The 26,966-nt window shown below is 54.0% G+C and carries 28 protein-coding genes; 10 read left to right on the forward strand and 18 right to left on the reverse strand.

Features of this window, described 5'->3' with window-relative positions; all coding sequences use genetic code 11:
- Positions 1-116: 116 nt before the first annotated feature.
- Positions 117-746 (forward strand): transcriptional repressor LexA, encoded by a 630-nt coding sequence (gene lexA, locus VMT71_02800; GenBank protein HVN22873.1) that lies wholly within the window; start codon positions 117-119, stop codon positions 744-746.
- 114 nt (positions 747-860) lie between these two features.
- Here lexA and VMT71_02805 read toward each other — a convergent pair whose 3' ends face one another.
- From VMT71_02805 to VMT71_02815, 3 genes are all read right to left on the reverse strand, one after another.
- Positions 861-2,438, reverse strand: a complete 1,578-nt coding sequence (locus VMT71_02805; GenBank protein ID HVN22874.1) for a benzoate-CoA ligase family protein — start codon at positions 2,436-2,438, stop codon at positions 861-863.
- Between the two features lie 185 nt (positions 2,439-2,623).
- Complete coding sequence (locus VMT71_02810) at positions 2,624-4,009, reverse strand: MBL fold metallo-hydrolase (protein HVN22875.1); 1,386 nt, start codon at positions 4,007-4,009, stop codon at positions 2,624-2,626.
- A gap of 207 nt (positions 4,010-4,216) precedes the next feature.
- Entirely contained in the window at positions 4,217-4,792 is a 576-nt protein-coding gene (locus tag VMT71_02815; GenBank protein ID HVN22876.1) for a rubrerythrin family protein, read from the reverse strand.
- A gap of 208 nt (positions 4,793-5,000) precedes the next feature.
- Here VMT71_02815 and VMT71_02820 point away from each other — a divergent pair, with 208 nt between their 5' ends.
- Together VMT71_02820 and VMT71_02825 are read left to right on the forward strand one after the other, a co-directional pair.
- The gene (locus VMT71_02820; protein HVN22877.1) at positions 5,001-5,753 is read left to right on the forward strand and encodes an SDR family NAD(P)-dependent oxidoreductase; all 753 of its coding nucleotides are present in this window, start codon (positions 5,001-5,003) and stop codon (positions 5,751-5,753) included.
- Positions 5,754-6,145: 392 nt separating this feature from the next.
- A complete protein-coding gene (locus VMT71_02825) occupies positions 6,146-6,961 on the forward strand; it encodes a nitroreductase family protein (protein HVN22878.1) in 816 nt (271 codons plus the stop codon).
- 13 nt (positions 6,962-6,974) lie between these two features.
- On the opposite strand, the gene VMT71_02830 is transcribed toward VMT71_02825, so the two are convergent.
- From VMT71_02830 to VMT71_02845, 4 genes are all read right to left on the reverse strand, one after another.
- On the reverse strand, positions 6,975-8,648 hold the full coding sequence (locus VMT71_02830; protein HVN22879.1) for a cobalamin-dependent protein: 1,674 nt from the start codon (positions 8,646-8,648) through the stop codon (positions 6,975-6,977).
- Between the two features lie 16 nt (positions 8,649-8,664).
- A complete protein-coding gene (locus VMT71_02835) occupies positions 8,665-9,780 on the reverse strand; it encodes an amidohydrolase family protein (protein ID HVN22880.1) in 1,116 nt (371 codons plus the stop codon).
- A 274-nt stretch (positions 9,781-10,054) separates the two neighbouring features.
- A complete protein-coding gene (locus VMT71_02840) occupies positions 10,055-10,639 on the reverse strand; it encodes a hypothetical protein (GenBank protein HVN22881.1) in 585 nt (194 codons plus the stop codon).
- A 344-nt stretch (positions 10,640-10,983) separates the two neighbouring features.
- Complete coding sequence (locus VMT71_02845) at positions 10,984-11,679, reverse strand: hypothetical protein (protein ID HVN22882.1); 696 nt, start codon at positions 11,677-11,679, stop codon at positions 10,984-10,986.
- A 353-nt stretch (positions 11,680-12,032) separates the two neighbouring features.
- Here VMT71_02845 and VMT71_02850 point away from each other — a divergent pair, with 353 nt between their 5' ends.
- Together VMT71_02850 and VMT71_02855 are read left to right on the forward strand one after the other, a co-directional pair.
- Complete coding sequence (locus VMT71_02850) at positions 12,033-12,539, forward strand: hypothetical protein (protein ID HVN22883.1); 507 nt, start codon at positions 12,033-12,035, stop codon at positions 12,537-12,539.
- 96 nt (positions 12,540-12,635) lie between these two features.
- Positions 12,636-13,496, forward strand: coding sequence for a hypothetical protein (locus tag VMT71_02855; GenBank protein ID HVN22884.1), 861 nt, complete (start codon positions 12,636-12,638; stop codon positions 13,494-13,496).
- Between the two features lie 20 nt (positions 13,497-13,516).
- On the opposite strand, the gene VMT71_02860 is transcribed toward VMT71_02855, so the two are convergent.
- From VMT71_02860 to VMT71_02870, 3 genes are all read right to left on the reverse strand, one after another.
- Positions 13,517-14,089: a pentapeptide repeat-containing protein gene (locus VMT71_02860; GenBank protein ID HVN22885.1), complete on the reverse strand. Its 573-nt coding sequence runs from the start codon at positions 14,087-14,089 to the stop codon at positions 13,517-13,519.
- Positions 14,090-14,213: 124 nt separating this feature from the next.
- Positions 14,214-15,056: an HDOD domain-containing protein gene (locus VMT71_02865; GenBank protein ID HVN22886.1), complete on the reverse strand. Its 843-nt coding sequence runs from the start codon at positions 15,054-15,056 to the stop codon at positions 14,214-14,216.
- Entirely contained in the window at positions 15,056-15,349 is a 294-nt protein-coding gene (locus VMT71_02870) for a hypothetical protein (protein HVN22887.1), read from the reverse strand. The genes VMT71_02865 and VMT71_02870 overlap by 1 nt, the downstream gene beginning before the upstream one ends.
- 451 nt (positions 15,350-15,800) lie before the next feature.
- Here VMT71_02870 and VMT71_02875 point away from each other — a divergent pair, with 451 nt between their 5' ends.
- Positions 15,801-16,508 (forward strand): DUF2848 family protein, encoded by a 708-nt coding sequence (locus tag VMT71_02875; protein ID HVN22888.1) that lies wholly within the window; start codon positions 15,801-15,803, stop codon positions 16,506-16,508.
- 101 nt (positions 16,509-16,609) lie between these two features.
- Here VMT71_02875 and VMT71_02880 read toward each other — a convergent pair whose 3' ends face one another.
- The gene (locus tag VMT71_02880) at positions 16,610-17,080 is read right to left on the reverse strand and encodes an Rrf2 family transcriptional regulator (GenBank protein ID HVN22889.1); all 471 of its coding nucleotides are present in this window, start codon (positions 17,078-17,080) and stop codon (positions 16,610-16,612) included.
- A 164-nt stretch (positions 17,081-17,244) separates the two neighbouring features.
- On the opposite strand from VMT71_02880, the gene cysK reads away from it, so the two are divergent.
- From cysK to moeB, 4 genes are read left to right on the forward strand one after another with little or no spacing between them, the layout of a single operon-like run.
- Positions 17,245-18,240, forward strand: a complete 996-nt coding sequence (cysK, locus tag VMT71_02885; GenBank protein ID HVN22890.1) for a cysteine synthase A — start codon at positions 17,245-17,247, stop codon at positions 18,238-18,240.
- Between the two features lie 16 nt (positions 18,241-18,256).
- Positions 18,257-18,703, forward strand: a complete 447-nt coding sequence (locus VMT71_02890) for an RrF2 family transcriptional regulator (protein ID HVN22891.1) — start codon at positions 18,257-18,259, stop codon at positions 18,701-18,703.
- A 16-nt stretch (positions 18,704-18,719) separates the two neighbouring features.
- Positions 18,720-19,007 carry a MoaD/ThiS family protein gene (locus tag VMT71_02895; protein ID HVN22892.1) on the forward strand — a complete coding sequence of 96 codons (288 nt, stop codon included), beginning with the start codon at positions 18,720-18,722 and terminating at the stop codon, positions 19,005-19,007.
- A gap of 30 nt (positions 19,008-19,037) precedes the next feature.
- Complete coding sequence (gene moeB / locus VMT71_02900; protein HVN22893.1) at positions 19,038-20,186, forward strand: molybdopterin-synthase adenylyltransferase MoeB; 1,149 nt, start codon at positions 19,038-19,040, stop codon at positions 20,184-20,186.
- Between the two features lie 102 nt (positions 20,187-20,288).
- On the opposite strand, the gene VMT71_02905 is transcribed toward moeB, so the two are convergent.
- The 7 genes from VMT71_02905 to VMT71_02935 form a co-directional block, all read right to left on the reverse strand.
- Positions 20,289-20,993, reverse strand: a complete 705-nt coding sequence (locus VMT71_02905; GenBank protein ID HVN22894.1) for an ABC transporter ATP-binding protein — start codon at positions 20,991-20,993, stop codon at positions 20,289-20,291.
- Positions 20,987-21,715, reverse strand: a complete 729-nt coding sequence (locus tag VMT71_02910) for an ABC transporter ATP-binding protein (GenBank protein HVN22895.1) — start codon at positions 21,713-21,715, stop codon at positions 20,987-20,989. Before VMT71_02910 ends, VMT71_02905 begins: the two co-directional genes overlap by 7 nt.
- 12 nt (positions 21,716-21,727) lie before the next feature.
- Positions 21,728-22,663 (reverse strand): branched-chain amino acid ABC transporter permease, encoded by a 936-nt coding sequence (locus VMT71_02915; protein HVN22896.1) that lies wholly within the window; start codon positions 22,661-22,663, stop codon positions 21,728-21,730.
- Positions 22,664-22,668: 5 nt separating this feature from the next.
- The gene (locus VMT71_02920) at positions 22,669-23,538 is read right to left on the reverse strand and encodes a branched-chain amino acid ABC transporter permease (GenBank protein HVN22897.1); all 870 of its coding nucleotides are present in this window, start codon (positions 23,536-23,538) and stop codon (positions 22,669-22,671) included.
- Positions 23,539-23,651: 113 nt separating this feature from the next.
- The gene (locus VMT71_02925; GenBank protein HVN22898.1) at positions 23,652-24,863 is read right to left on the reverse strand and encodes an amino acid ABC transporter substrate-binding protein; all 1,212 of its coding nucleotides are present in this window, start codon (positions 24,861-24,863) and stop codon (positions 23,652-23,654) included.
- A 62-nt stretch (positions 24,864-24,925) separates the two neighbouring features.
- On the reverse strand, positions 24,926-25,732 hold the full coding sequence (locus VMT71_02930) for an SDR family oxidoreductase (GenBank protein HVN22899.1): 807 nt from the start codon (positions 25,730-25,732) through the stop codon (positions 24,926-24,928).
- A 43-nt stretch (positions 25,733-25,775) separates the two neighbouring features.
- Positions 25,776-26,966, reverse strand: coding sequence for a Xaa-Pro peptidase family protein (locus tag VMT71_02935; GenBank protein ID HVN22900.1), 1,191 nt, complete (start codon positions 26,964-26,966; stop codon positions 25,776-25,778).

The following is a 26,966-nucleotide window of genomic DNA, read 5'->3' on the forward strand; positions in this document are numbered from 1 at the left end:
ACTAGTCATGATGCATATTCGTCAAGAAGAATCATCTCCATGGTCGCGCGGTCCAGGCACTATGCGATTCTATTTTTACTTGACTTTCCTGCCACGATTAGTACACTTATTCTAGTATGGGGTCACAGACGCGGGCAAGGGTTCTTCAGTTCATCCGCAGATTCCGGGAGAAAAAGGGCTACGCACCAACGGTGAGGGAGATTGCCGAAGGGTGCAAGATCAGCAGCCCTTCAGTGGTGCAGTATCACCTCGATTCGCTTGAGCAGGAAGGATTAATCAGCCGTGCCCGGGAAAAATTCCGGAGCATCAATCTCGCCAAGGAAAAGAACGCAGAGGAGGGGCAGACGGAGATTCCCCTTCTCGGGGTGATCGCCGCAGGGCACCCCGTATGGGTCCCCCCGGCTGATACATGGGATACAGCCGGGGAGCACATTGCAGTCTCAGCCCAGATGGTGCAAGGGAAGAAAAACATTTATGCCTTGCGCGTGCGGGGCAACTCCATGGTCGATGCAATGATTGCAGATGGCGACATCGTAATCATGGAACCGGCAAAGAGGGTCAGCAACGGAGACGTTGTTGCGGCCTGGCTCAAAAATGAGCAGGAGATCACCCTCAAGAAGATCCATTTCGAAGGCGGGCAGGTTCGCCTGCAGCCGTGCAATCCTTACATGATGCCCATCTATCATAAAGCCGACAACGTTGAGATCCAGGGAAAAGTCATCGCAGTAATCCGGGTACACGCATAGGAAATCTTGCTGTGATCAGCGCTCGCTTTGCCCGTCTGCGTGCACCTGCGATGGATACATCCCTATCCTCTATCATTCCTCGAGCCGTGAGCCATTAGTCGTGAGCCAGTTCTCTTAGCGCAGCTTGAATCGCTGTATCTTGCCGGTCGCGCTCTTCGGCAGCTCGGGGATGAACTCTATCCACCTCGGGTATTTGAATTTGGCCAACCGGTCGAGCGCCCACTTCTTTAACTCTTCAGCCAGTTCTTCGGAAGCCGAAAAACCTTCGCGAAGCACCACGTAGGCCACGGGCTTCACCAGGTCCTGCTCGTCCCTGCGCCCCACGACCGCGACCTCAAGCACGGCGGGATGACCGCTCAGGCAGTTCTCCACTTCCAGCGGTGAAACCCATATGCCGCCCACTTTCAGCATGTCGTCCGCACGGCCCGCAGCATAATAGAAACCGTCCTTGTCTGCAAAATACTTGTCGCCGGTGTTTATCCACTCGCCCTGCATGGTCTGACGCGTCTTCTCACGCTTCCTCCAGTAGGCCTGGGCTGCACTGTCGCCTTTGACGAGCAATGTTCCTATCTCGCCCTGCGGCACCTCTGCGCCCTCTTCATCGACGATCTTGAGCTCGTAACCCGGAACGGCCTTGCCGGTGGAGCCGGGCCGCAGATCGTCGAGGCGGTTCGACAGGAATATATGGAGCATTTCCGTGGAGCCGATGCCATCGAGTATGCTCACACCAAAGCGCTCCTTCCATCGTGTAAAAATATCTACGGGCAGCGCTTCGCCTGCGGACACGCACACACGAACGGATGAGAGCTCGTGGGTCGAGTTGGGATCGGGCTTGGTTCCCCGCTCCTTATCCTGTTTTTCTTTGTAAGCGAGCATCTGACCATAGAGCGTGGGCACACCAAAAAAGACTGTTGGCCTGAACTTTTCCAGATATCTGAACATGGTCTCGGGGGTAGGCCTGCCCGGGTTGAGCACGCTTGCGGCCCCTGCGGACATCGGCAGGTACATGCCATTGCCCAGTCCGTACGCGAAGAAAAGCCGCGCCCCGGAAAAACAGATATCATCTTCGGTAAGCTGGAGCACGTTCTGCCCGTAGCTCTGGGAAGCAACCACCATATCGTACTGGGAGTGTACCGCACCCTTGGGAGAACCGGTGGAACCAGAACTGTAGAGCCAGAAGCCCACGTCGTCCTTTGTGGTAAATTCGGTCTTGAGGGTCGCCGGAGCCCGCCAGTACATCTGTTTAAAGGGCGGGTACGCCCCTTGTGTTTCCGAGATAACGATGAGGTCCCGCAAATAATGGAGCTCACCGCTGATCTGTTTGATAATCGGTATGAATTCGTCTGAAATGACAAGCACTCGTGCACGGCTGTCGTTCAGGTAATATTCATAGTCCTCCGGCGTGAGCATTGTGTTCACCGGTATCGGTACTGCGCCTATCCTGATGGCTCCCCAGAAAATAGCGTAGAACTGAGGGACGTCGAGCATGAGGATCAGGATTCGATCGTCGAACCGGACGCCGAGGTCACGCAGCGCGTTGGCCGTTTTGTTTGTTACCTTCTGGATATCATTGTACGTGTAATTGCGGTGCTCAGTATAAATAGCCACCTTATGCCCGCGCCCCTGCCTGATGTTGCGGTCAACAAAGTAGTCAGCCGCGTTGAAAAACTCCTGAGTCTGTCCGTGAATCATGTGTTGCCTCCTTCGGTGAAAGTTAAAAGTTAGCAGTCAGCAGTGAGCAGTGTTGATAAAGATCGGAATCAAACGTGAGCAGTCCGAGTTGACGATGTAACTACGCGGTCACACTGCATTTCGCTTTTCGCAGCTTACGATGCCTTTAAACTGCTTACTGCTCGCTGCTTACGGCTTGCTAAAATCTATATCTCAAACTGCTCTCCTTTGCTTGGTACGTGAGTCACCAATCCCAGCCTCTCCTTGACTATGCTCTCAAACTCCAGGGCTGTCTTTTCTTCGCCGTGCACTATGAACACTTCGGGCTTGCTCGTAAAGGAGCCCAGCCACTCCAGCAGTTCCTTCTGGTCTGCATGAGCAGAAAAGCCGCCGATAGTGTAGATCGCAGCCTTGACAGCTATTCCTTCGCCGAGGACACGCACGCGCTTTGCTCCGTCGACGATCCTGCGTCCGAGGGTGCCCCGGGCCTGAAAGCCCGTGAAGATGACGCTGCACTCAGGCCTCCACAGGTTATGCTTGAGATGGTGAGCGATCCTGCCGCCCTCGCACATGCCGCTGCCTGCCATGATGATAACACCCGACTTTATACGGTTGATCTCCTGCGAATCAGCCACCGTTTTCGTGAAATGGATCCGGACTGCCCTTCCCTTGTATTGGATCTGGAAAAGCTTTTTCGCTTCTTCGCCGAAGTATTCTCTGTGAGAAAGATAGACGTTGGTGGCCTCTTCGGCAAGGGGGCTGTCCACGTAAAGGTCCATGGGCTCCAGCTTCCCTTCTCTCACCAGATCGTTTAGTATATACATTACGTCCTGCGTCCGGCCCACCGCGAATGTCGGCATCAGAACATTCCCGCCCTTCTGGAACGTCAGTTTAATGGCGGCGGCAAGCTCGTCGATGCTCTGTTCCAGGCCCTTGTGAAACCGGTTCCCATAGGTGGACTCCATGACCACGTAATCGGCGGTCAGCGTGTATTCCGGGTCCTCGATGATCAGGTTCCCCTTCTTGCCGATATCCCCGGAAAAAACGATTTTCTTCTGGCCGCGGTCCGACGGATACCAAAGTTCAAACGAACCGGACCCGAGAATATGACCCGCGTCCACGAAGAGATATTTCATCCCGTTTCCCAGATCATTCGTTTCATCGTACATAACAGGCCTTAGATACCTCATAGAGGTTTTGACGTCATTCTCCGTGTAAAGGGGCTCAAAAACCTGTTCCTTTCCTGTGCGAAACGATTTCTTTGTCATCCACTCCGCGTCCTTTTCCTGGATGTGAGCGGAATCGAGGAGCATAATCCTGATCAGATCCGCGGTAGCCGTGGTGGTTATAATCTTTCCCTTGAACCCGTCATTCACAAGTTTTGGTATCAATCCGGAATGGTCCAGGTGGGCATGCGTCAGAAAGAGGCATTCAATGTCGGCAGGATTGAAAGAGAAAGGGGCCCGGTTTGCGTCATCCGCCGCCTCTCCCTGCTGCATGCCGCAATCCACAAGAAACTGCCTCTCGCCCACGGTCAAATGAAAGCAGGAACCGGTAACCTGCCGGGCAGCGCCGACAAATGCAATCTTCATGCGAACCCCCTTGAAATGCAGCCCTCGATTATATCCTCAATCAGAAAGCAGACGCAACCTGCGGTAGACTCACGACGCCGGAAGATATGGCTCACTATTTAAAGGTATACGGAGCCTCCGGATCGATTTCTATTTTCCTCAGCGGATTATATATTGCTGTATGCGTCTTCCCAACGGACCAGGCTCATGGTCCCCGGTTGACGCGTATCAATAGCCCTCTTCACTCACCTCGAAGTAGGCCTTTGGATGGGCACAGGCCGGGCACGATTCCGGTGCGGTGAGGCCCTCGTGCAGGTACCCGCAGTTCCTGCACCGCCAGGTCACCTTCGTATCTCTCCTGAAGGCCGTACCCGCTGCGATAGTGTCGAGCAGGGCGAGATATCTTTTTTCGTGTCCTGTTTCAGCAACCGATATCATCCTGAAGACTCGTGCTATATCAGGGAAACCTTCCTTCTCCGCTACTTCAGCGAAATCGGGGTAAAGAGTCCCCCATTCCATACGTTCACCGGCTGCAGCCGCTTTCAGGTTCTCTTCTGTCGTTCCTACCGGGCCGGCAGGATACGAGGCGTTTATTTCAACGTCGCCCCCCTGGAGGAAGCTGAAAAATCTCTTCGCGTGTTCCTTCTCATTGTCGGCTGTATCTGCGAAAACCCATGCGACCCGTTCGTACCCCTCTTTCTTTGCTTGAGAGGAAAAAAAGGTGTACCGGTTCCTCGCCTGCGACTCGCCTGCAAATGCCTTCAACAAATTCTTTTCCGTCTGCGATCCTTTTAACGTCGCCATAGTTTGCCCCCGCTCTTTTGTCTCGATTTTGTCAATAGTAGTATATGGCCGAATCAGTTACCTGTAAAGAGTGTGGCGGTCTGTACTTCTACAGTTTCTTGAAAGCTGGCAGCACGGGCTTTATAATGTGCTCTGCGCTCGGGAGGCTTATAGCACTTCAATCACGGGCAGGAAGTAGAACGGGTACAAGGAAGGAAGGTATTCTCCTATGAAACTCAATAACAAAGTTGCATTCGTGACCGGCGCAGCAGGCGCCGGCATAGGCAAGGCATGCGCGCGGCTCCTTGCAAGAGAAGGAGCAAGGGTGGTCGTAGCAGACGCTCATGAGGAGCGTTCCCGCTCTGTGGCCCAGGAGATTGCGAATGAAATAGGTGTTGAAGCGCTGGGTGTCGCATGCGACGTTACACAAAAAGGTGCCGTTGATTCGGCAGTGAAGGCAGCATTAGATGCATTCGGTTCGATCGACATCCTCGTCAACAACGCGGGCACCAACCGGCCCACGCAGGTTATCGATATGACCGATGAGCAGTGGGATCTGGTGCTTAACACGACGCTCAGAGGAACGTTCTATTGCTGCCGTGCAGTATTGCCTTCGATGATCAGGCAGGGCTCGGGCCGGATAGTGAACATAGGCTCCACAGCAGCCTTCATGGGTCTCGCTGCAGGTCACGCTCACTATGCCGCAGCAAAAGCAGGACTGACGGCGTTCACCAGATGTCTCGCCATGGAGGCTGCCGCCCATTACATCACGGTTAACACCGTAGCTCCGAGCTTTATATACAACGAGTTTATTCCGCACATCTACCCGCAAGAGGAAATAACGAGAATGGAGGACATGATCCCCTACCCCAGAAAGGGAACACCCGAGGACGTGGCACAAACTGTTCTCTTTCTAGCGACAGAAGGCGAGTATATCACCGGGCAGACCATCTGCGTGACCGGAGGAAGCTGGATGCGTTGAAAACGGTTAATGGTGAGCCGTGAGCAGTAAGCAGTTGATTAATATCCTGATAGCTATAAATGGCATCCGACCACTTTTGTCGTCCGGTAACCGGACTGTAGCCGCTGGTTATCGAACGTCGCTCAATTCTTACCGTCTCCTGTTCATGGATTGCTTTCCGCGGTACACTGCTCACTGCTCACCGCTCGATGCCCCAACACTTCCTAGCAGTACGAGCTGCTGCAGCGATCTGCGGGGCACATGTCGAGGGCGCGCTTCATCGGCATCTCCTACACTATCGAAGGCGCTCCGGACAGACCCGGGAAGATCGTGATACGCGGCGTCGGCACAAAATAATCGGTTACTGTTTTAAGCTCTGTGCTGGAGGGCGAATTGGTATAACAGCATAAATCGTGTATCATAACCTTGTGGATGCGAGCACGATACCTTTTGAGCGCTGGCACCAAGCCATAGGACGCAGAAGGTCGCGCCGCCGCTTCGATGGACAGCCCCTACCTGCCGAAGCGGAAGCGCGGATCGCGGGCCTGTGTGCGGAATTCAGGCCCTTCCCCGACGCGCGCGCGGAATTCGTTGGAAGGTCGGCCGACCTGGTTCTCAAGGGAGCTGTAGGGAACTACGGCAAGATCAGAGGAGCTCGCGCCTTTATAGCTGTCGTGGGCAATACGGAGAGCGTCCATTCAGAGGAGCGGGCAGGCTATACCGGAGAGGCCATTGTTCTGGAAGCTGTTGCCATGGGGCTGCACACATGTTGGGTCGGCGGTCTCTTTCGTCCGGACGTTGCTGCAAGACTGGCGGACGTCCATGAGCGGGAGAAGGTTCTTTCTGTGATCCCAATCGGCCACGCGCCACGCGATTGGTCTTTCGAAGAAAGGCTCATGACAGGCTTCGGCCGCACGCACAAGCGTAAACCGCTCTCTAAACTCCTGAAAGAGGGTGAGGATGAGCGTCTCTCTTCGTGGGCGCGAGAAGCAATCGAGGCCGCACGTCTCGCGCCATCTGCTGTCAATCGCCAGCCCTGGCGATTCAGGATAGCCGAAGACACGCTAACCATTTCAGTTGATGATACCAAGCTTCTCCACACCATATCGAAACGGTTGGATTGCGGTATCGCAATGCTTCATATCGAGCTGGCCGCGCTCCACGCGGGCGTCCGGGGGGAATGGGAGTTCCTCGATAACCCGGGCGTCGCTGTGTTCAAGAAGACATAATTCGCCCTCTTACTCACACGTCCACGTTCGCGCTGCCATCCGTTTTGAAACCTTTAATCGTCAAGCCTCTCGCTTTCTCAAAGAAGAACTTGACAAGCGCACTGTCGTGAGGTTCATCCACGAAACGCTCTTCTCTAACGTCGTAGCAGGTGAATCGCTTTTCGACGAGCAGTCGCCGAACTATCTCCCGGTCGTGGGCCTTGGTCTCCGGGGGCGCCTTCAGTATGTCTGACAGCGCCCCTACATCACCCGATCTGCCGATCTCTGAGACACCCGCACGCGGGTACCCGGCCTCCCCTTCCCGATCACTGTGCTCGCTGGATAAATCTATCGCCTGCTTCATATAATTGATGAAGCGCACGAGCTTCATCAATGTATACGTGATCTCCCTTGTGAAGAGATTGTTGGCCGGGAAGAGTGCACTCGACCTCATGAGTTTTATATACGGCTCCCATTCATCGCCGACAATATCCCGGAAAGCGTCGCTCCCCGGGGCAAGATAGAAAACACTCGGCCCCAGAAGGAGCCTTTTGCCCATGAGAAAGAGGAGGGTCTCGATTACATCCTCGGGCTCCTGGCCGGGTAGCCCGATAATGAAATGCGTCTCCACGAGAAAGGGAGATGATTCGAGCCACGGAAGCATCTCCAGGAAAGCCTTCGGAAGAGTTCTCGCCTGGCTTTTCAGGATGGATTCCCGCACATCCACCAAAGAAAAATTGAGCCTGCGAAAGCCTGCCGCGTGCATCGATTCGAGCAAAGGGATATCGACGGTTTCAGGATAAATCCCGTTCATCGCCGACAAAGTGAGCCGCTTCCCGCGAAGAAGGTTCAGCACCTCTGTGAAGAAATATCTGTCCAGGTTGAGCATGTCATCCTCAAAGTCGATGGCCTCGATGCCCAGATCAATGCATTCGGTAAGTTCCTTTTCTATGCCGGCAAGCTTCCTTTTTCTGTAGGGGACAGGAGGTTTGCCACAGAAACTGCAGTTGAAGGGACACCCCCTGGACGTGAGGAAGAACGTGTATCTTCTCTTGTTGATTCTGTACTTCTGCGCAGGAATCCTCGATCTGTCGGGCAACAGGTCGATCTCTTCTTCTATGTTGATACCGGATATGCGAAAGTGGCCGTTCCTCCGAAAGCTCACGCCACTGATCGGATCGGATCGCAGATGATCCCCGTTGTGCAGTCTTTCCATGAGGCGTGCAAGCGGAGTCTCGCCCTCTCCCCGGATAACGTAATCGACGAATGAATGTGCCAGGAGGTGCGCCGGGAAAAGCGTGGCATGCGTCCCGCCCAGTATGGTGATGATGTTCCTGTCAACCTCTTTCGCAATCTTCGCCACCTCGAGCGCCTCCAGCGAGTAGGTGGTGTAGGAGGCCGAAATCCCGACAACCGACGGCGCCCCATCCTCGATGATCTTTCTGATCTCATCCTTCGTGGCGCCGAAGCGGTGGTATCTGCGAAAGAGTGAAAAGGGAGTCTCTGCTTCGACACGATAGAACGGGGCAAGATCCTCATACTCGCCCGGGAAGGCAAGCATGCGTCTTTTGCCCGTTCTCAAATCCGCGACCGACACATCGCAGCGGTCTCGTATCTTCGCTGCGAGGTAGAGCAGATTGAGGGGATAGGTCCTGATGGACGTATCGTAGAAATCTTCTACCGGAGGCTGGACAAGAAGTACTTTCACACGTGCACTGCACGCCTCAGGTCATCTTCAAAAGCCGCTTTGCATTTTTTGAGAAAATTTTGGCTTTGTCTTCCTCAGGCACGCTCATCTGCTCCACCGACTTGATAACGTCGTCGATTGCAACGTCAGGTTTGGCTCCGGGATACGGGTAGTCGGTGGCGAAGGTTATCTTCTCCGTACCGAAGAAAGCGTGCCCGCACATCAGCGCTGGCGTGTTTCCCGCAAGCACCGTATCCGTGTAGAAACGCTTGAAGTACTCAACCGAAGGTTTCATCAGCTTCGCCCCAGGAGGAGCCGGCTGCGGAATACGTCTGTAGAAGAAGGGAATCATCGCACCGCAGTGGTGGGCGATGAATGTTATATTCGGATACTTGTCCATGACACCGCTGAAGACAAGACGGGACATGGCAAGCGTCGTCTCGAAAGGCCACCCGAAGGTAGTCGAGAGGGCATACTTCGAGGTGTTCTCATCCACGTAGTCAGGAACAACCACATCCCTTGCCGGGTGGAGCCAGATCGGCAGATCATATTGAGCCATCTTTTCATACAAGGGCATGAACTCCGGCCGGTCGATCGGCTTGCCGTTGACAGAGCTGAATATCTGGATCCCCTTGCACTTCAGTTCCTTCATCGCCCTGTCTGTTTCACGGAGAGAGGCGTCAACGTTGTTCAACGGCAGGCTGGCCACAGCCGCGACAAAACGATCCGGATACTTTTCCACCAGCTCAGCCATGCCATCATTTGCCATACGGGCCAGTTCCACAGCGTCCGTGGGCGAGAGCGCATATTCCAGAGGCGGCGCACCTAACGTCAATACCTGCCGCATCCCGGGAAATTTGTCCATATCTTTAAACCTCATATCAAGGTCGAACAAGGCCGGCTTGTTCCTGTCCGCCTCAAGATAGTAACAGGGCTTCGATTTCTTAAAGAGCTCCTCCTTATACTTCTTGGGCAGTACATGGCAGAACATATCGATCTTCTCCTCGGAGCCCTCCTGAACCGGCCTCGTCCCTGATTGCGCGGATGCCGTGGCAGGAAGAACGAGGGCTGCCCCTGCACCCAGTGCCATACCTTTCAGAAAACTTCTCCGATCCATCCCTTCGGGTTTCTTGTTCTTATTCTCCTTCTTCATGCCCTGCCTCCTTATCAAGAAGATGAGGTTCTGCTACAGCGCGCGAACAAGCGCAATCAGACTCATCGTTGTAATACTCGATCCCTCCATATAAGTCAATCGGATTTAGGAGCGCAAGGCGGGCGGTCACTTCCCTCAAAGCAAGGAGAGAGATGGCCGAATATCATACAGAGACGGCTATTTTTGTGGAATAACCGCAAGGCTGACAGTTGAGGCAGGAAAACATCCTGTGCAGGAGATTTTCCTGCCTTGTTGCACGGCTCTAGAACGGCTCTCAGGCCGAGACGTTTACATTGGTGCCAACGGTTTGACCTGAGGCGCTATTACCTAAGGTCTCGAGTGAATTCCGCAGATCCTGCATAAGAGTGGCAAACGCGCTCTGCGCTCCCGCGAGATCGTTTGCCTGCAAGGCGCTGCTAAGGGTGGCAAGGTCAGTGCCGGAAGTCCCGTTCGTAATGCCAGAGTCAGCGGACGCGTTCTGCGAACCCGCATTGCCCAGGTCCTGCTGGAGAGTCGCAAAGGCCTTCTGGGCCCCTTGGAGATCATTAGACTGCAGGGCGCTGCCGATTGCCGCCAAATCAGACAAGGGGTTTGACGTGGCATCTTGCGTACCCTGCGCGCCGCCACCATGATGGTGGTGGTGACGATGATGAGATCTCTGCGTCTGTTGACCGCCCTGTGTTTGCCGCACCTGCTGCATATCTTGCTGGAGAATCGCAAAGGCCTTCTGGGCCCCTTGGAGATCATTAGAATTGAGGCTCTTTTTCAGAGCCGCAAAATCCTTCCTGACCTGTTGGAATGGGTTTGAGACATAGTTCTGAAAAGCGGTTGGGTCTGATGTGATACTCGAAATAGACATCATCTTCCTCCTTACGTGAAATGTGGTGCCCGGTGCATTTTTGCCGGGTTCACCGCGTCCGGGATTCCGAGGTAGCCCCGCCCCCAACCACACCGGGACCGATACATCACGGAACCTCCTTACGTTATCGGCATCGCTACCTTTCTCTCTAGCTCCTTTTCGCCCTCCTCTCAATTAAATGACACAAAAGGAAATTTACGACCAACACACTGCCGAAGAAGACAAGTGATTCCCACAAAGGCACCGAACCAAACCACGAGAGATCCATGCAACAGCCTCTATCCGGTCTTGCAATGGATTCGGGAGGCATCCCTCCCTTCGGCCGAACGCAGCCTTCTCACGGGTTATCCTGTCGCCGAAAACAACGCTGCGGTTGGTGAACTCAATCCAAACTGGCCCAGTTGCGCGTACAGGTTCAGCGCCTGCAACAGCGTGGCAGCGTACGAGGCAGATCCGCTCTGCGAGGTGCTGCTCGCTGCCTGAAACGTACCAAGCATTGACGCTGTGGTGCTTCCCTGATTCTCCGTGGCAGTACTGGTACTGCCCGCAGCAGTTGCGTTTTGCGTGCCGTTATTCCCCAGATCCTGCATGAGCGTTGCAAAGGCTTTCTGTGCTGCAGTAAGGTCCCCTGACTGAAGAGCAGTGCCCAGCGTTGTAAGGTCTGTCTTGAGGGCATCTGTATTGTTCTGCGTGTTTCCCTTGTGATGATGGCGATGACCATGGTGCAGACGGCCGGCTTTCAGGTCCTGAACGAGTGTCGCAAAGGCTTTCTGTGCTGCAGTAGGGTCCTTTGAATTGAGCGCATCGCCGAGGGCTGTAAGATCAGTGCTGATCTGGCTACTAACCCCGGTCTGCTGACTGGTGGTTGCGCTCGTGCTTCCCAGATCCTGCATGAGCGTCGCAAAAGCGCTCTGAGCTGTGGTGAGGTCCCCCGAAGCAAGGCTCGATGAAAGGCTTGTGAAATCCTGCCTCACCGATTGGAGCTGGCTCAAACGATCCTGATAGGTGCTCGTGCTATCCGAAATAGTGGAAATCGACATCCTATGCCTCCTTTCCTGTAATCACCGTAATTCGGTTCCGCCGGATCCCGGACCCGACAGGAACCCTCCATTATGTGCAACCTGTGTACCAGTTCATGAAAGCCGGACTATTCAATGGGCTGAGCTTCGCCACACCACGTAACAGTCGCGAGGCTTTTCCCATAGTTTACGCAATTTCAGTATCTTATCTGGAGCTTCCTGCTTCGCTGCTCGGATGACATTCCGGGCAACACTGATCCGCATGATAGGAAAAAATTTCCTGGCAGGAAGGGAAATTATACACACGTCTCCGCGGCAGGGGGTTAAGTTCCTTCCGGATGAGTCGATAAAAGATCAAGGCAGGAAGGATAGGCATGTCAGATATCAGCGGCATCAGCAGTTCGCTTTTGAGCAATCTCCTGAACAGCCGGCAGGCGAATCTGATTCAGAGCGCCGGTAGTCAAGCTCAAAGCCCAAGCTCTGAAAACATCAACGACATCGTCAGTCTGCTAGGCGCGTCCGGCTCATCGGGCGATCCCCTTTACGGACTCCTGAGCGACACTCAAGGATCTGATGCGACCGCCTCCACATACAACCTCCTGCTCGGTGCTGTGAATGCGCAACTCATGAAGGACAATCCCACGCTGGTTGAGGCGTTTCTAAAGGCAGAACAGGCGCAGAGCCAGCCAAGCGATACCGGCACATCATCCGGTTCGACTCAATCTCAGCAAACAAGTAGCCAGGCCGTGCAGAACCTCGAGAATGTCGACCTGCTCTCGATAAGCCCCCAGAACCTCACAGCGGTTCTGGAAAAATACCTCCAGTCAAAGAAGGCGACAGGAGAACCGGCGTCCGGTTCCCAGATGAACCAGAGCGTCTAGCGTAGTGCGCTCCCCCTCCATCTCCCGAGAGAAGATTTTCTTCCTGCAAAGGTCCATAGTATGTCATCAGGCATGTCGAAGAAGGGGGCTCATTCTATGCAGCAATCCAGGAGAGCATTAGGGCTGTTGCTTGCCCCTCTGTTAGGTTTCTGGCTGATTCAGGGCGTCCTCCACGCAGCGAGTCCTGCACATGCCGACCACTCCACCGCCTTGCTTCAGCCGCAGCAGGGGAAATACTTCAAGTGGGCTGCTCCTGCAGGTTGGCGGGTCAGCGAAACAAACGCCGGCGTCACGTTAACTTCGCCCGATGGAGTCTACAGCGCGTCTCTGGCCATGCTCCTGCGCTCAAGGGGCACAAAGACTCCCGAGGTTTTTCTGCAGTGGGTATTCACTCATGTACCCGGTTACAGGGATGCAAAAATTGTCTCAACAAAAAAGCTTCCGAACGAACATATGTCGTATCAGGTGTGGCAGTTTATCGAGAGCACCGTCTCCTTCAACGACAACGGCTTACCAGTAACCGGTCTGTACAAGGTCGGCGTGGCCAACTACGCAGGGCTCAATGACGCCATGATCGTCGGTTTTCGCTCTGCTAACAAGAATTTCCAGGAAGCCCGGTCCTTCATGCCGCAAATCGCCAGGAGCATCGTCCTTACAAACGCTGCAGAGGCAAGCGGGAATAACACGCTCATCCGACCCAAGAATAATCCACTGGATAACTCGGCGGTAATCCAGGCAGGACAGAACAGGCAGAAAGCCGTTGACGAAGCCATGCGCAAAGACGCAAATACGCGACGCGGCACCGTAGATCTCTATGACCCCTCCACAGGCGAGAAGTTAAACGCCTACACACAGAGCAAAGAGTACTATTGGCGGAAACCCGGTTCCAACGAGGTGGTCGGCACCGATACCTACAATTCGCCGGGTGTTGGCTACGTCCCGCTCAAGAAGTATTAGCGGGTAACGAACCGGTTATCTTATTGCCCTATCTTCCCGCTCCAGCTTGAGCACTCTCCGATCGAGTCGTACGAACATTGGGTGATTCCATCCAGCCAGGTCGCCCCTGACAAGTAAGCGCCGGAGAGGTCCGACCCGGAGAGGTCGGAGTTTGCGAGATTTGCATTGGAAAGGTTCACGCCCGACAGGTTGGTATCAGAGAGATTAGCACTGGTGAGATTGACTCCTGAAAGATTGGCTCCGGAGAGATTGGCCCTGGAAACGGTCGCACCGGAAACATCCGCATGGGACAGGTTAGCACCCGATAGGTTGGCATTGTACAGGATGGCGCCGGAGAGATACGAGCCGTACAGATTGGCACCGGAGAGGTCTGACCCGGCGAGGTTGGCAGCCGACAAATTGGCATACGAGAGGTTGGCGCCGGAGAGGCTGGAGTTGGGCAGAGGGGCATAGCTCAGGTCACAGCGAGGACACTGCCTCTCTCCCAGGAGCATCTCCAGTGCTGTTCGATTGTAGGCAGATGACACAGCAGGCGCTAAGGAAAAAGCTGCAAAAAGAAAACAGAAAACAAACGCGCTCTTTGAAACCCTCATGACTCTCTCTGCGGAATTACAGCTCAGTCGATCTTCAAGCTCTTCTCGGATTTAGCTTAATGCAGGAAAAGGAGCGTTTCAACGCTGTGGCCGGAAAGAATCACGGAGAGAACTGGCCACCTTATCAACGCTTAGAGGCTTTGAAAAAATCGTCGACCTGGGCGAGCAAATCACTTATTTCTGAGAACAGGTCTTTCATCTGGGCTTCATTGAGATTGAAGAGCTCCCATGCGGTTGCATGAACAGCCGGAACAAAGGGATCGCCCGAATAACCTACATTGTAAGCCTTCACCAACACGTCGGCCATGTGTACTGTCGCCGCATGAACCGGAAACGATTTTGTGAGAGGCGGCAGGTGGTGAGAGCGGATCGATTCAACCAGGAATTTCGGCAGACGCCAGGTATTGGCAAAATACGCGCCGGCCGTCGCATGACTCATGCCGAATATTTCCGCCTCCGTCTCGGTTAGAAAGACGCTTTTCTCCTGGGCTGCAGCAACTGCCGCCTGGTACTCTTTCGGATACTGGACGCTGAGCACAACCTTGCCGATGTCGTGCAGGAGTCCGGCAACAGAGGCTTCCTCCGGATCAAACATGCCTTTCTTTTGAGCAAGCATTTTCGCTATTATGGCGCAGCCGAGGGAATGCTTCCACAAACCCATCGCAGCCTGTTCCATCATCTCAAACATGGAGATGCCTAGGAGCAATGCCCGCACAAGGTTCATGCCGAGGAGCACGACAGCCTGGTTCACCGAAGAAATACGCGCGACGAACCCGTACATCGCTGCGTTGATAACCTTCAGGACCCTGGCCGTGAGTGCGGGATCGCTCGACACCAGCTTGCTCACGGCTGCGGGCGAGGTAGAAGGATTTTCGACAGCCATCAGAATCTTCTTGATGACGAGGGGGATCGTGGGAATAGCGTTCGTTCTTTCTACTTTGGCCCGTACCGCTTCCACATCAAGCATTAATAGAGTTCCTCGATATGGGCGAGTAAGGCCCTCTTCATTTCCACCATGCGGGGATCCTCCTCGGTCTTTGAGAACGATGCGTTAATCTTCGCCACGAATTCGTCCTTCGGTATTTCCGGAATGCGCTTACCAACAATGAAGACCTCGGTGATACCCATGCCGGTGAGTTTTCGTTTGAGAGATTCAGAAACCTCAACGCCCGAGGCGATCAGGATAATGCCTGTTTCATTTGTTATCGGCTTGGCAAGTACCGCCCCAGGCCCCACGGACTCAACCGATACTTTCAGCATACTTCACTCCCATTGTTCCCACTGACGATTAGTTAGTTTATCGGCAGGATTCAAAAAAGATATAGCGTAAAGTTGGCCGCGCATTGGCACCGACCCTGATCGCACGTCCATGACTCTACTGACGGGGAGACTCCAGTTTCCATGAGAATTGCTTGATTTACGAGGTGCAAAAAACATTGTATATTGAAAAACCGGTATGATCTTCAGGCTGATGAGAGAGGAGAGTGCCGTAAGCTATGCCTGTCTCGCCGATCGAGCCTTAACCCGAGGGGAGTGCTGGCTGTGGGTACAGAGGAAGAATGCATCAGCTCCATGGAAGTGGACATGGGACTGGTACAATCGATACAAAAAGAGTTCAGTCTTCTAAATGACCGCGTTCTGAAGTGAACGGGCCTAAACTTCGAGCAATGACTGCAACTGGGGCTTTGCGTCGCAAGAGAGGGGTGTGATTATGAAAGGTTTGGAACTGAGTGTTGTGACCGGCGCTTCAAGTATTCCCCTGCAGTTCAGGGTTAAACGCATGGTCAACGGAGGGTACGTGGGCAGAGACGTTGAGGCGGTCAAGGCTCACCTCGCAGAACTGAGTCGTGAAGGCGTACCTGCTCCTCCATCAGTTCCCATGATCTTCCCCGTGTTGAGTGACAATATCACCGCGGATGACCGGATAGAAGTAATAGGTAATAAGACCTCAGGTGAAGCAGAGTTCGTGCTACTGTTCGACGCAGAAAATATTTTCGTTGGCGTGGGAAGCGATCACACGGACAGAGAACTCGAGCGGGAAAGCATCGTGATGTCAAAACAGGTCTGTCCAAACGTGCTCTCCCCACAGGTCTGGAAATACGATGATGTTGAAGAGGGATGGGATGATCTGACCATTCAGGGCTGGGTTAAACCTCGGGATGCTGAGGAGTGGCTGCTCTATCAGAAAGCGCCTCTGGGCACCATCATATCCGCTCGCGATCTTATCGGTCTCGTGAAACCAGCGATAAAAGACGGCGGGGTGGAGGGGCTTGTCATCTTCTCCGGAACAGTCCCTATCCTGACGCGAGAGATGGTATTCGGCTCCGCGTTTCGAGCCGAATTGATTGACGCACGAAGGGACAGAAAACTACGCTGCGAGTACCGGGTGGTCGTGCTCGACTATCTGAAAGGGTACTGAGCATGGTATGTCAGTTGCCGTCTGAACAGCGTCACCGAACCTCTTACCATGGTACATCTCAGTATCGGACTGAGAGCGAGAATACATTTGAGGCAGCGGCGTCAGATAACATAGAGCAATGCCCGGTCTATAGCCCTCTCTATCCCGAACGCCCTTGCGCGTTCGCACAGATCGGCCAGTGTCACGGAATCGAAAACTTCCATGAGAATATTTGATGCGGCCTGCCAGACGCCTCGAGTGACGCAGGAATCGATCCTTTCGCAACGCTTTCCTGGTTTACAATCGTCTCGCAGGCACACCACAAGCCGAACCGGTCCATCAACTGCCCTGACAACATCGCCTATGGTTATTTCGACATCGGCCCTCGCAAGGTGATATCCACCCGCAGGCCCCCTCAAGCTCCTCACCAGGCGTGCCCGCTTCAACCTCTGGAACACCTGTTCGATGTGCCCTTCCGACAGCCCCTGCCGTGCTGCGATCTCTTTCGTCTGTGTAAGAGATCCGCCGGAATGGTAGGCAATGTCAAAAAGTGCCATGACGCCACAGTCAGTGTCAGCGGTTATTTTGAGCATACATTCCTCAAGCTTTCTGTAACTTTACCCATACTGTAATGTGCCTGTCAAGCTGATACCGCCTATTTAATCAATTATCTAAATTAATCAGCTGCGAACTTGACAAAAGACTTCTTAAATACTATAGTAGTCAGATAGGATTAATAGGGACAAAGGAGAAGGCTATGGGTATACTTTACGAGGATAACAGCTTTTCGATCGGCAGAACACCCCTTGTGCGGCTCAACCGTGTCACAGGCAGCACCAAGGCAAAGATCTTCGGGAAGATTGAGGGTAGGAACCCGGCCTATTCAGTTAAGTGCCGTATCGGCGCAGCCATGATCTGGGACGCTGAGAAGTCAGGAAGGCTGAAGCCCGGGATGGAGATCATAGAGCCTACATCGGGCAACACAGGCATTGCGCTGGCGTATGTTGGTGCGGCACGAGGTTACAAGGTGATCATCACCATGCCGGAGAGTATGAGCATTGAAAGGCGGAAAGTGCTCAAAGCGCTGGGTGCGAACATCGTGCTCACCGAAAAAGAAAAAGGTATGAAAGGCGCTATTGCTAAAGCTACGGAGATAGCAGAAAGCAATCCGAATCGCTATTTCATGCCTCAACAATTCGAAAACCCGGCGAACCCGGCAATTCACGAGGCTACCACCGCTGTGGAGATATGGAACGATACCGACGGCAACATGGACATAGTGGTGGCAGGCGTCGGTACAGGAGGCACTATCACCGGCGTGAGCAGGTATTTCAAGATCACGAGGCACAGACCGATCATCTCGGTTGCAGTCGAACCCAGCGCGTCACCGGTACTCTCCCAGACACGCAAGGGAGAAACTCTCAGCCCTAATCCTCACAAGATCCAGGGTATCGGCGCGGGCTTCGTACCGAAGGTTCTCGATCTGGGCTTGGTGGATCGCATAGAGACAGTATCAGACGATGAGGCCATAGAGATGGCTCGAAGGCTCGGAAAAGAGGAAGGTATCCTTTCAGGTATCTCGTGCGGCGCAGCCGTTGCTGTAGCCGCGCGGATAGCCGCGGAGCCCACAAGCGCCGGGAAGACCATCGTGGCGATTCTTCCCGATTCCGGCGAGCGCTACCTCTCCTCGCCCCTGTTTGAGGGCTACTTCAAGGAAGTGGAACGAGCCACAGCGTCGGACACGATTCTTTAGAAGGTCTTTGTTCGTTATGAAAGTATCGACGAAAGGAAGATACGGTCTCAGAGCCATGGTGGACATTGCCATGCATGCGCAAAATGGCAATCCTGTCTTTCTCTCCGAGGTTGCAAAGAGACAGGATATATCAGGCAAATACCTGGAGCAGATCTTTTCGATACTCCACAGTGCAGGCCTTGTCAGCGCGCTGCGCGGAAGAAAGGGAGGCTATCTTCTCACAAGATCACCCGATAAAATCAGGATCAAAGAAATCGTCACAGCCCTGGAAGGTCCCTGCGCCTTCGTCGATTGTGTCGCGGACGAGACTATCTGCCCGAGGAGTGAGAAATGCGCAACGCGCGACGTCTGGAGCCTGCTGAGCAGCAAGGTGGAAGAATTGCTTTCCGGTCTTACTCTCGCAGACCTCACCAGGATGCAGAAGGAGAAAGGCGAGCATTCAGCGGGTATGTACCATATCTGAGATTGGAGATGAAGAAATGAAAGTTACTGTGGAGTTCCTTAGCTTACCCCTCATCACTCAGCCCCTGGGAAAGAAGAAGATCGCTGTCGAGTTCCGTGGGTCGACGCTCGCCGACCTTACCCGCGAGCTCGGTTCCACGATCAAACGCGCGAAGGACGTGCTTCTCCGCACCGACGGCGTGATCGATGATGATATTCAGATCTATATCAACGGCACCGACACTGTGGACAGAGACCGGAGTGACAGCATAACATTGAGTGAGGGGGACACGGTTACCTTCATGATGCTGGTTGCAGGAGGCTGATGTTTTTGTCATCATACAGAAATGTGCGTTATGGAAGATAAGTCGCCAGAACAATTGCTTGAGGAAGCCAGGGCCGAAATCGAAGAGGTTTCTGTTGATGAGGCACATCGCCTTCTGATCGACAACGAGCCTATGGTGTTTCTTGATATACGGGAACCGGAGCAGGTCGCGGCCGGCTATATCAAAGGCTCTGTTTTCATAAGGGGCGATGAAGTAGAAATGCATGCGCGCCACCTCCTGCCGGACAGAGAGAAGCCTGTGCTGCTCTATTGCGGCGAGGGCGTCCGCTCTCTTTTCACGGCGCTGACATTGAAAGAAATGGGATACGAGGATGTCAGGGCTTTGGCCGGCGGTTTCAAGGCCTGGGTGGAAGCAGGCTACGATACAGAGAGCGATAGCCTCTTGAGCCGGGAGCAGCTCAACCATTACAGCCGACAGATTATTCTCAAAGAAGTTGGCGTCGAGGGACAGAAGAAGCTCTTGAACGCACGCGTGTTGATCGTTGGCGCGGGCGGGCTGGGTAGTCCTTCCGGACTGTATCTCGCTGCCGCGGGCGTAGGTACGCTGGGCATTGCAGATTACGATAAGGTGGCAATGTCGAATCTGAATCGCCAGGTGCTTCATGCGCATGGCAGTGTCGGAAAGTCAAAGGTGGAATCGGCTCTGGACGCGCTCACGCGGGCCAATCCTGACGTCAGCCTTATCGGCATCAACCAGCGAATCACTCCTGGTAACGTTCTCGGAATACTGGAGGATTTCGATATCGTCCTTGATGGGTCAGACAATTTCGCCACCAAGTATCTGATGAACGATGCCTGTTACTTCGCGGGAAAGCCGTATGTATTTGGAGGAGCGACGCGCTTTGAGGGCCAGGCCGGCGTCTTTCATTCCGCTGCCGGCGGCCCATGCCTGCGCTGTATCTGGCCGCACCCGCCGAGGGACGGCCTCGTCCCCACCTGAAGCGAGGTCGGGGTCCTGGGCACAGTGCCCGGGCAGATTGGCCTGGTCCAGGCCACAGAGGTGATGAAGCTTCTACTCGGCGTGGGCACCTCACTGAGAGGCCGCCTTCTTCTGTACGATGCTCTCGATCTGGATTACAGAATTCTGGGACTCCAGAAGAATCCCTCCTGCCCGCTTTGCGGCGACAAGCCGACCATCACTGGTTTAAGAGCCCCGTAGCGATAGGAATCTGAGCAATCAAATATTGTTGGCAAGCGAGGGAAATGGTGCGAGCGGCCAATCCTATTATTTGAGTTTCATTGCTCTAAGGCGAATCGACCCCTACATGCCTAGATATGCTTCGCGAACCTTATCATCATTGAGCAGGTCGGAACTTTTCCCTTCCAATGTGATCTGCCCGTTCTCAAGCACATACGTCCTGTTGCTCAGCGCAAGAGAAAGCTCCACTTCCTGTGAAACAATGAGAATCGTGAGTCCCTGATCACCGAGGATCTTCAGCGTGTCAAAAACATTTGCCGTAAAGAGCGGTGACAGGCCTTCGGAAGGTTCGTCCAGCATCAGGAGCTTCGGTACTGACATCAGGGCCCTGCCGATGGCAAGCATCTGTTGCTCACCACCGCTGAGCAGTCCTGCTTTCTGCTGTTTGCGCTGCTGAAAAAGCGGGAAGAGTTTGTAAACCCTTTCCAGCGACTCGGCTGTGCGCCTCCGCGCCTCACCCAGATACGCGCCCATCTCGAGATTGTTGATAACTTTCATCTTCGGAAAGAGCTGTCTCCCCTCAGGCACCTGGATGAGGCCTTGCCTGCAAATCGCATGGGGTGGAAGCCTGTCTATCCTCTGTCCGAGGAAATCAATCCGTCCGGATGACGGCTGCATCAGTCCTGAAATCGTCTTGAGGAGCGTTGTCTTACCGCCGCCGTTCGCGCCGACGACAGATACAATCTCTCCCTCGTTCACCGTGAGGGAAACATTTCTCAATACATCGACGCCTGCGTAGCCCGCACTCACATTATCAACACTCAGCATGCTCTTTTCTTCCCCAGGTAAGCCTCTATGACCGCTGGATCCCTCGATACTTCCTCGGGCTTCCCCTCAGCCAGTTTTACGCCGTACTGAATCACAAAGATCTTCTCGCACGTGCCCATAACAGCTTTCATCACGTGTTCGATCAGAAATATAGTGACGCCAAGCTCATCCCTGATCCGGAAGATCAGTTTTATTGCATCCTGTATCTCTGTGTCATTAAGTCCCGAGAAGACTTCATCGAGGAGAAGGAACTCCGGTTTCAGTGCAAGCGCCCGTGCGAGTTCGAGACGTTTCTTCTCTGCCGCAACAAGGCGCTGGGCGGGAACATCTTTCTTGTCATCAAGCCTGACAAACTTCAAAAGCTCCAATGCCCTTCCCCTTCCTTTACCCATGCTGCCTATAGCTTCACGGCCGTAAAGAACTGCGGTAGTCACGTTGTCGAGTACGCTCAACCCGAGAAGAGGGCGCACGATCTGGAAGGTACGGGCAATGCCGAGACGCGCTATCTCGTAAGGTCTGCAGCGGGTGATCTCCTTACCTTTGTAGATAATCCTACCGGAATCGGCAGGATAGAACCCGGTTATCGCATTGAAGAGCGTGGTCTTGCCTGAACCGTTGGGGCCGATCAGTCCTACAATCTGCCCCTGCCCCACCACGAAATCGAGGTTGGTCAGCGCTCTCAAGCCTCCGAATCTCCTGCAGACCTGAACACCTTCAAGCATCGCTAACTCCCTCTATCCCTTCTCACGCGCAAACGCTTCCCGCGCATACTGTATAACACCGTCGGGCATGAACATGATTACGATCACAAGAAGCAACCCGTAGAGGATGCGCGAAATCTCAGCACCTATAAAGGTGACGATGAGTTGATTCGCAAGGCTCAACACAACAGCACCGATGAGAGGTCCGCTCCACGTGCGGCAGCCGCCGAAAAAAGACATCAGCAAAATGAGAAGACTCGTGTTCATGCTGAAGGTCACTTCAGGATGCACGTAGGACATGTAGTATCCATAGATGCCTCCCACGGTGCCGGCCAGAAAAGCTCCGAGGATGAATGCTTTCATTTTCAGCCACGGTGTATTGATGCCCATGGTCTTGGCCACATCTTCATCTTCGCGGATTGCAACAAGACCCGCACCGAATTTGGAGCGCTCCACGTAGCGGACCACGAGAGTGGTGATGGTAGCGAGGATCAGCATCGCCTCATAGAAGAGGAGCCTGTTCATCTCGATGCTGACCGGCAGGAGTTTGTACCAGAGCCCAGTACTCGACCCTACGAAATCCCAGTTCATGAAGATGAGCTGCATGACCACCGCGAGCAGCAGTGATGAGATCGTAAAATAGGCCCCTTTCAGCCTGAGCACAGGGTAGCCCACCAGAGCCGCAAGAATGGCGGAGAAAATGCCGCCCAGCGGAGCAGTGACGAAGGGTGACAGGCCGAGGCGGTTCATGCAGACTGCTGTCGTGTAGGCTCCCGTACTGAAGAAAGCGATATGGCCGAGGCTCACATACCCTGTGTAGCCTCCGAGAAGGTTCCAGCTCTCGGTCAATCCCACAAACATAAACACAGAGAAGCAGAGCGTGAGAAAGAAAAGAGGGGGTTTGACAATCGGAAAGGCGAAAAGAACGAACATGGCAAGGAGAACGAGTATGTACTTGCGTGTCTTCATCAACGTTACGCTCCGAAGAGCCCCTCCGGTTTGAAGAGGAGTATCGCCAGCAACAATGCGAAGAGCAGTACGTTTACCCAGACAAAAGGCAGAAAGGCCGCGCAGAGACCTATGATGAAACCTATGAGCAGGCCTGCCAGGCCTGTGCCGATCACACTCCCTACCCCTCCGACAATAGTGACCAGGAAAACAAACATCGTCCACACAGACTGCACAGAAGGATAGAACGCATAGATCATCGCCATGGCAACACCGGCAAGGCCGGCCGAGGCGATAGACAACGCGAAGGTGATCAGGGAAACGCGTCCCGGGTTTATCCCCACCAGTGCTGCGCCCATGGGGTTCTGCCATGTGGCCTGCACACCCTTGCCAATGTAGGTGTGATGGAGAAAAAGGTAGAGCAGCGTGATGGCGGAGACAGCCATGATGAAGCCGATCAGCGGGCCTTGCGAGATGGCCATATCACCGATAAAAATTGAGGAACCCGCATAAGGAGGCTTGAGTATCCGCGGGTCGGGCCGCCAGAAAAAGGACATGGCGTTCTCCACCACGATCGCGACACCAAAGGTCGCCACCATCGAAGCCATGATCACGTCTTTCGCCTTCTGAACAGGCCGGATGACCAGCCTGTAGACCACAGCGCCCACGAGGAAGAGGAGCGTGGCCAGCAAGGGCAACGATATCAGCGGGTCGATTCCCGCCTTGACAAACATCCAGTAGGCGACAAAGGCCCCTAATACGGCAAAGACCGCATGGGAGATATTGAGCACCTTCATCGTACCCCAAGTGAGGCCGAACCCAACGCTCAGCAAAGCGTAGATCCCCCCCAGCAGCAAACCGCTGATGATCGATTCGATGATGTACGATAGGGACATGTTCCTAACCCTAAAAAGTTTAAAGTGAGCAGTAAGCAGCGAGCAGTTAAAAACATTCTCTTTCTACTATTCGCGTGCTATTCCAACCGCTTACTGCTCACTGCTCACTGTATTTACTTAGCCCATCCGGGTCTGGGATACATTAGCTTGGCCGTGCCCACATCTTTCGGCCAGATCAGCTCATTCTTTCCGTTGGCAGCCTGCACCGTGAAACAAAAAGGAGCGGGCAGACCTTTCGCATCAAATCTGATGCCTTTGCCATACGGCAGGTCAAAGGCACGGGAGCGAAGATAGTCTCTGATTTTCTTGTTGTCCAGGGTCGCAGCGCCCTGCACCCCTACCTCCAGCGAATACATCCAGATGTAGCCGAGGCCGAAGAAATCAGGCGCTTGCGGCAATCCCAGCCTCTTGGCGGCGTCCTTGATCCTGTCGTTACCGGGATACGGAAGGTCAGGCGTCCACCAGGTGTTTGCAAGCACGTAATTGCCGTCGGCGCCCAGCTCCTTAAACCATGCCGGTATCCTCGATGCCAGGATGTTCCAAATGATCGTTGGATTGTAACGCTGCGCCTTGGCTGCCCGCATGATCATGACCGTATCGTCAAAGAGGCTGGGAAGGATAAGGACTTCGGCGTTTCTACCCTTGGCTTTGCTCACCAGAGGACTCGCATCGCTCAATGGCAGATTGTATGTTTCGTTGACAACCACCTTGACGCCGTTTTTCTCGAAGACCTTCAGTATATTCGGCACGTGAGAAAGCCCGATCACGTTATTCATGGTCAGGATCGCCGCTGTTTTAGGCCACTGCGCTTTCGGGATCAGGTCATCGAAAAGACCGGCGACAGAGATGTCGGCCCATTCGCCCATCAACGGCGGGCTGCCGAAGCTATACGTAAATCCCTGTTCAAACGATTTCATGTGGCCGCCCTGCCCTACAAAGACCTTGCCATATTTTTCTGCAAGAGGCATCAGCGCCACATTCGAGGTGCCCGGATAGCCGCCGTAGACGAGATCAACCTTGTCGACCGTGATCGCTCTCTCGTAATAGGTGACGGCCTTATCGGGCGAGCTTTCGTCGTCGTAGATGATCAGCTTTACAGGGCGGCCGAGGAGTCCGCCTTTCTTATTGACGTCATCCGCCCACGCTTCGTAACCGGCCTTGACCCATTTCGCCTGCTCCGATGCCAGGCCCGTCAACGGCAGAGAACCTCCGATCTTGATCGGTTCACCTGCCGGAGCAGGTTTTGCCGGTTGACTAAAAACCGGGGATGTCATGATGATCAACACGAGAGCAATCGGAAAAATAGCAAGCTTCATTATTTTCATATTACCCTCCCCCTCATTGATTTATGGAACTCGCTTGCCGACCTCCACCCTCCACGATGGCTCTATTTGAACGAGATGTGCTGTCCGCAATGAGCCACAATGGTCTGCCCGGTAATGGCACTCGCTTCATCTGAAGCCAAGAATACACACGTGTTCGCCAGTTCGGCTTCTTCCGCCGGCCTCTTCAAAGAGTAATTTGCCATTTCCCTGGTAATGGTGTCCTCTACGCTCGTTCCCGCTGTCTTGGCCCTCGTGGTCATGACCCACATGAAACGCTCACCCCTCACGGCTGCTGCGCTCAGGCAGTTTACACGGATGCCATATTCCCCCACTTCCTGCGCAAGCGTTTCGGTGAGGCCAATGACACCCATCTTTGCACAGCAGTACGCAGCCCTCGTCGGGTAACCAGACCTTCCGTCACCCGTCCTTCCTCCTTCTGCACCCAGGTTGATAATATTGCCGCTTTTGCGCGGAATCATATGTTTCAAGACTTCACGTGCACAGAGCATTGATCCTGTCAGGTCCACGGCGAAACTGTAATTCCACTCGTCCAGCTTCATGTCGACGACGTTGCACACAGGACCTCCGATGCCGCTGTTGTTCACCAGGATATCTATTTTGCCGAAAGCGGCTACAACCTTGGGAACCATGTCGATGACCTGCTGCTCCACGGTGATGTCTGTTGGAATCGCTATCACATCGCCGCCCAGGGCCTTCAGCTCTCCCATTGTCTTCTCAATGTTTGCAACGGTCCGCGCGGCGAGCGCCACTTTTGCGCCTTCACTCACAAAAGCCTTTGCGATTGCTTTTCCTATGCCCTGTCCTCCGCCGGTAATGATCGCCACCCTGTCTTTCAGCCTCGCACCCATTTGTCGTCCTCCTCAAATTGATATTTGCCGGTTCTATTTCTACTCAGACTACCGTTATTCCCCTGGGGAACTTATGCAGCAACTCGCCCCCGTTCTCGCGAACGATGTAATTATCGCAGGCGATAGTCCAGACATCCTTCTTGACCGCCGAAGGATGAATGGTGATATTCATCCCTGCTTTCAGTTTCCACGGCTCATCAGGACGTATGCTCGGTCGCTCAACGAGAGATGACCCCTGGCCATGGGCAAAGAGCCGGGAGGGAGGAAAATAGCCTTTCTTTACCAGAAACTCTTTATTCATATCCCATAATTCTTTCGGATCGGCACCGGGCTTCATTCTTTTTGCAGCCATTTCCTGCGCCTCCAGCGCCACTGCGTACGCATCCTTCAGTTCCTGCGTGGGCTCCTTGCCCACAGTGAATATCCTCATGATCTCGCAATAGTAACCGCCGGGGCCGTTCACTTCGACAAGAACCGAGACCTGGTCGCCTTCTTTGATCACACGATTCTGAAAATGATAGACATCAAAGGGGACCATTGTCCCGAGTGGGCCCGAATTCACCTGGACCAGTCCGCGTTCACTCCCGTTCTTCGAACAGAAGCAATGAGCCTCTGCGTACACATCGAGATCTCTAACGCCGGGTTTAATCGTCTTCTTCACATGCTCCATCGCCGCGTCCTGCAGGGCAGCAGTGGCTTTGAGCATTTCAATCTCTTCCGGGCTTTTGATTGCCCTGATCTGATCCACCCATTCGGTGGCATCGACAAACGTGGCATCCGGCAGCTGTTTTACCAGATGCTCATAGAAGGTTATGGGAATGAACGCGCGCTCCACGAGGCCAATCACGGGTTTCTTCTTCTCCTTGAGCACACCTGCTGCCAGCTCAGCGTCATACGTGGTGGTGAAATGGTAGGTCGGGAAATAGACAGCGCCAAGCCTTTTCTTAATTCCCCGTGCAGCCCAGGGGGGCGGGAACTGCTCGGCAGGAGGGTCCCCGCCACAGACGATTGTCGTCATCTCATCGTCGACCGGGAAAATCGCCGTCATCGGAAACTGGTGACGCGCGGCAAAATCAGTGAACCACCGCAGCGCTCCTCCCAGGAATTCCTCCGAATTCTGTATCACGAGGTAATCGATCTTCTTCTCCTGCATCATCTCCCGTGTTGCTTTCCACCTGCGTTCCAGCTCTGGAGTGGAAGCACATTTTGTCAATCTTTGTTTTGGATCCTCCAT

The organism is Syntrophorhabdales bacterium (genome assembly GCA_035541455.1).
Classification (GTDB): domain Bacteria; phylum Desulfobacterota; class Syntrophorhabdia; order Syntrophorhabdales; family WCHB1-27; genus JADGQN01.

What these genes read in the sequence shown, in the direction of transcription:
- lexA (HVN22873.1), top strand. Translation starts at nt 117, where the DNA reads ATGGGGTCACAGACGCGGGCAAGGGTTCTTCAGTTCATCCGCAGATTC.
- VMT71_02805 (HVN22874.1), bottom strand. Translation starts at nt 2,438, where the DNA reads ATGATTCACGGACAGACTCAGGAGTTTTTCAACGCGGCTGACTACTTT.
- VMT71_02810 (HVN22875.1), bottom strand. Translation starts at nt 4,009, where the DNA reads ATGAAGATTGCATTTGTCGGCGCTGCCCGGCAGGTTACCGGTTCCTGC.
- VMT71_02815 (HVN22876.1), bottom strand. Translation starts at nt 4,792, where the DNA reads ATGGCGACGTTAAAAGGATCGCAGACGGAAAAGAATTTGTTGAAGGCA.
- VMT71_02820 (HVN22877.1), top strand. Translation starts at nt 5,001, where the DNA reads ATGAAACTCAATAACAAAGTTGCATTCGTGACCGGCGCAGCAGGCGCC.
- VMT71_02835 (HVN22880.1), bottom strand. Translation starts at nt 9,780, where the DNA reads ATGAAGAAGGAGAATAAGAACAAGAAACCCGAAGGGATGGATCGGAGA.
- VMT71_02840 (HVN22881.1), bottom strand. Translation starts at nt 10,639, where the DNA reads ATGTCTATTTCGAGTATCACATCAGACCCAACCGCTTTTCAGAACTAT.
- VMT71_02845 (HVN22882.1), bottom strand. Translation starts at nt 11,679, where the DNA reads ATGTCGATTTCCACTATTTCGGATAGCACGAGCACCTATCAGGATCGT.
- VMT71_02850 (HVN22883.1), top strand. Translation starts at nt 12,033, where the DNA reads ATGTCAGATATCAGCGGCATCAGCAGTTCGCTTTTGAGCAATCTCCTG.
- VMT71_02855 (HVN22884.1), top strand. Translation starts at nt 12,636, where the DNA reads ATGCAGCAATCCAGGAGAGCATTAGGGCTGTTGCTTGCCCCTCTGTTA.
- VMT71_02860 (HVN22885.1), bottom strand. Translation starts at nt 14,089, where the DNA reads ATGAGGGTTTCAAAGAGCGCGTTTGTTTTCTGTTTTCTTTTTGCAGCT.
- VMT71_02865 (HVN22886.1), bottom strand. Translation starts at nt 15,056, where the DNA reads ATGCTTGATGTGGAAGCGGTACGGGCCAAAGTAGAAAGAACGAACGCT.
- VMT71_02870 (HVN22887.1), bottom strand. Translation starts at nt 15,349, where the DNA reads ATGCTGAAAGTATCGGTTGAGTCCGTGGGGCCTGGGGCGGTACTTGCC.
- VMT71_02875 (HVN22888.1), top strand. Translation starts at nt 15,801, where the DNA reads ATGAAAGGTTTGGAACTGAGTGTTGTGACCGGCGCTTCAAGTATTCCC.
- VMT71_02880 (HVN22889.1), bottom strand. Translation starts at nt 17,080, where the DNA reads ATGCTCAAAATAACCGCTGACACTGACTGTGGCGTCATGGCACTTTTT.
- cysK (HVN22890.1), top strand. Translation starts at nt 17,245, where the DNA reads ATGGGTATACTTTACGAGGATAACAGCTTTTCGATCGGCAGAACACCC.
- VMT71_02890 (HVN22891.1), top strand. Translation starts at nt 18,257, where the DNA reads ATGAAAGTATCGACGAAAGGAAGATACGGTCTCAGAGCCATGGTGGAC.
- VMT71_02895 (HVN22892.1), top strand. Translation starts at nt 18,720, where the DNA reads ATGAAAGTTACTGTGGAGTTCCTTAGCTTACCCCTCATCACTCAGCCC.
- VMT71_02905 (HVN22894.1), bottom strand. Translation starts at nt 20,993, where the DNA reads ATGCTGAGTGTTGATAATGTGAGTGCGGGCTACGCAGGCGTCGATGTA.
- VMT71_02910 (HVN22895.1), bottom strand. Translation starts at nt 21,715, where the DNA reads ATGCTTGAAGGTGTTCAGGTCTGCAGGAGATTCGGAGGCTTGAGAGCG.
- VMT71_02915 (HVN22896.1), bottom strand. Translation starts at nt 22,663, where the DNA reads ATGAAGACACGCAAGTACATACTCGTTCTCCTTGCCATGTTCGTTCTT.
- VMT71_02920 (HVN22897.1), bottom strand. Translation starts at nt 23,538, where the DNA reads ATGTCCCTATCGTACATCATCGAATCGATCATCAGCGGTTTGCTGCTG.
- VMT71_02925 (HVN22898.1), bottom strand. Translation starts at nt 24,863, where the DNA reads ATGAAAATAATGAAGCTTGCTATTTTTCCGATTGCTCTCGTGTTGATC.
- VMT71_02930 (HVN22899.1), bottom strand. Translation starts at nt 25,732, where the DNA reads ATGGGTGCGAGGCTGAAAGACAGGGTGGCGATCATTACCGGCGGAGGA.
- VMT71_02935 (HVN22900.1), bottom strand. Translation starts at nt 26,966, where the DNA reads ATGGAGGATCCAAAACAAAGATTGACAAAATGTGCTTCCACTCCAGAG.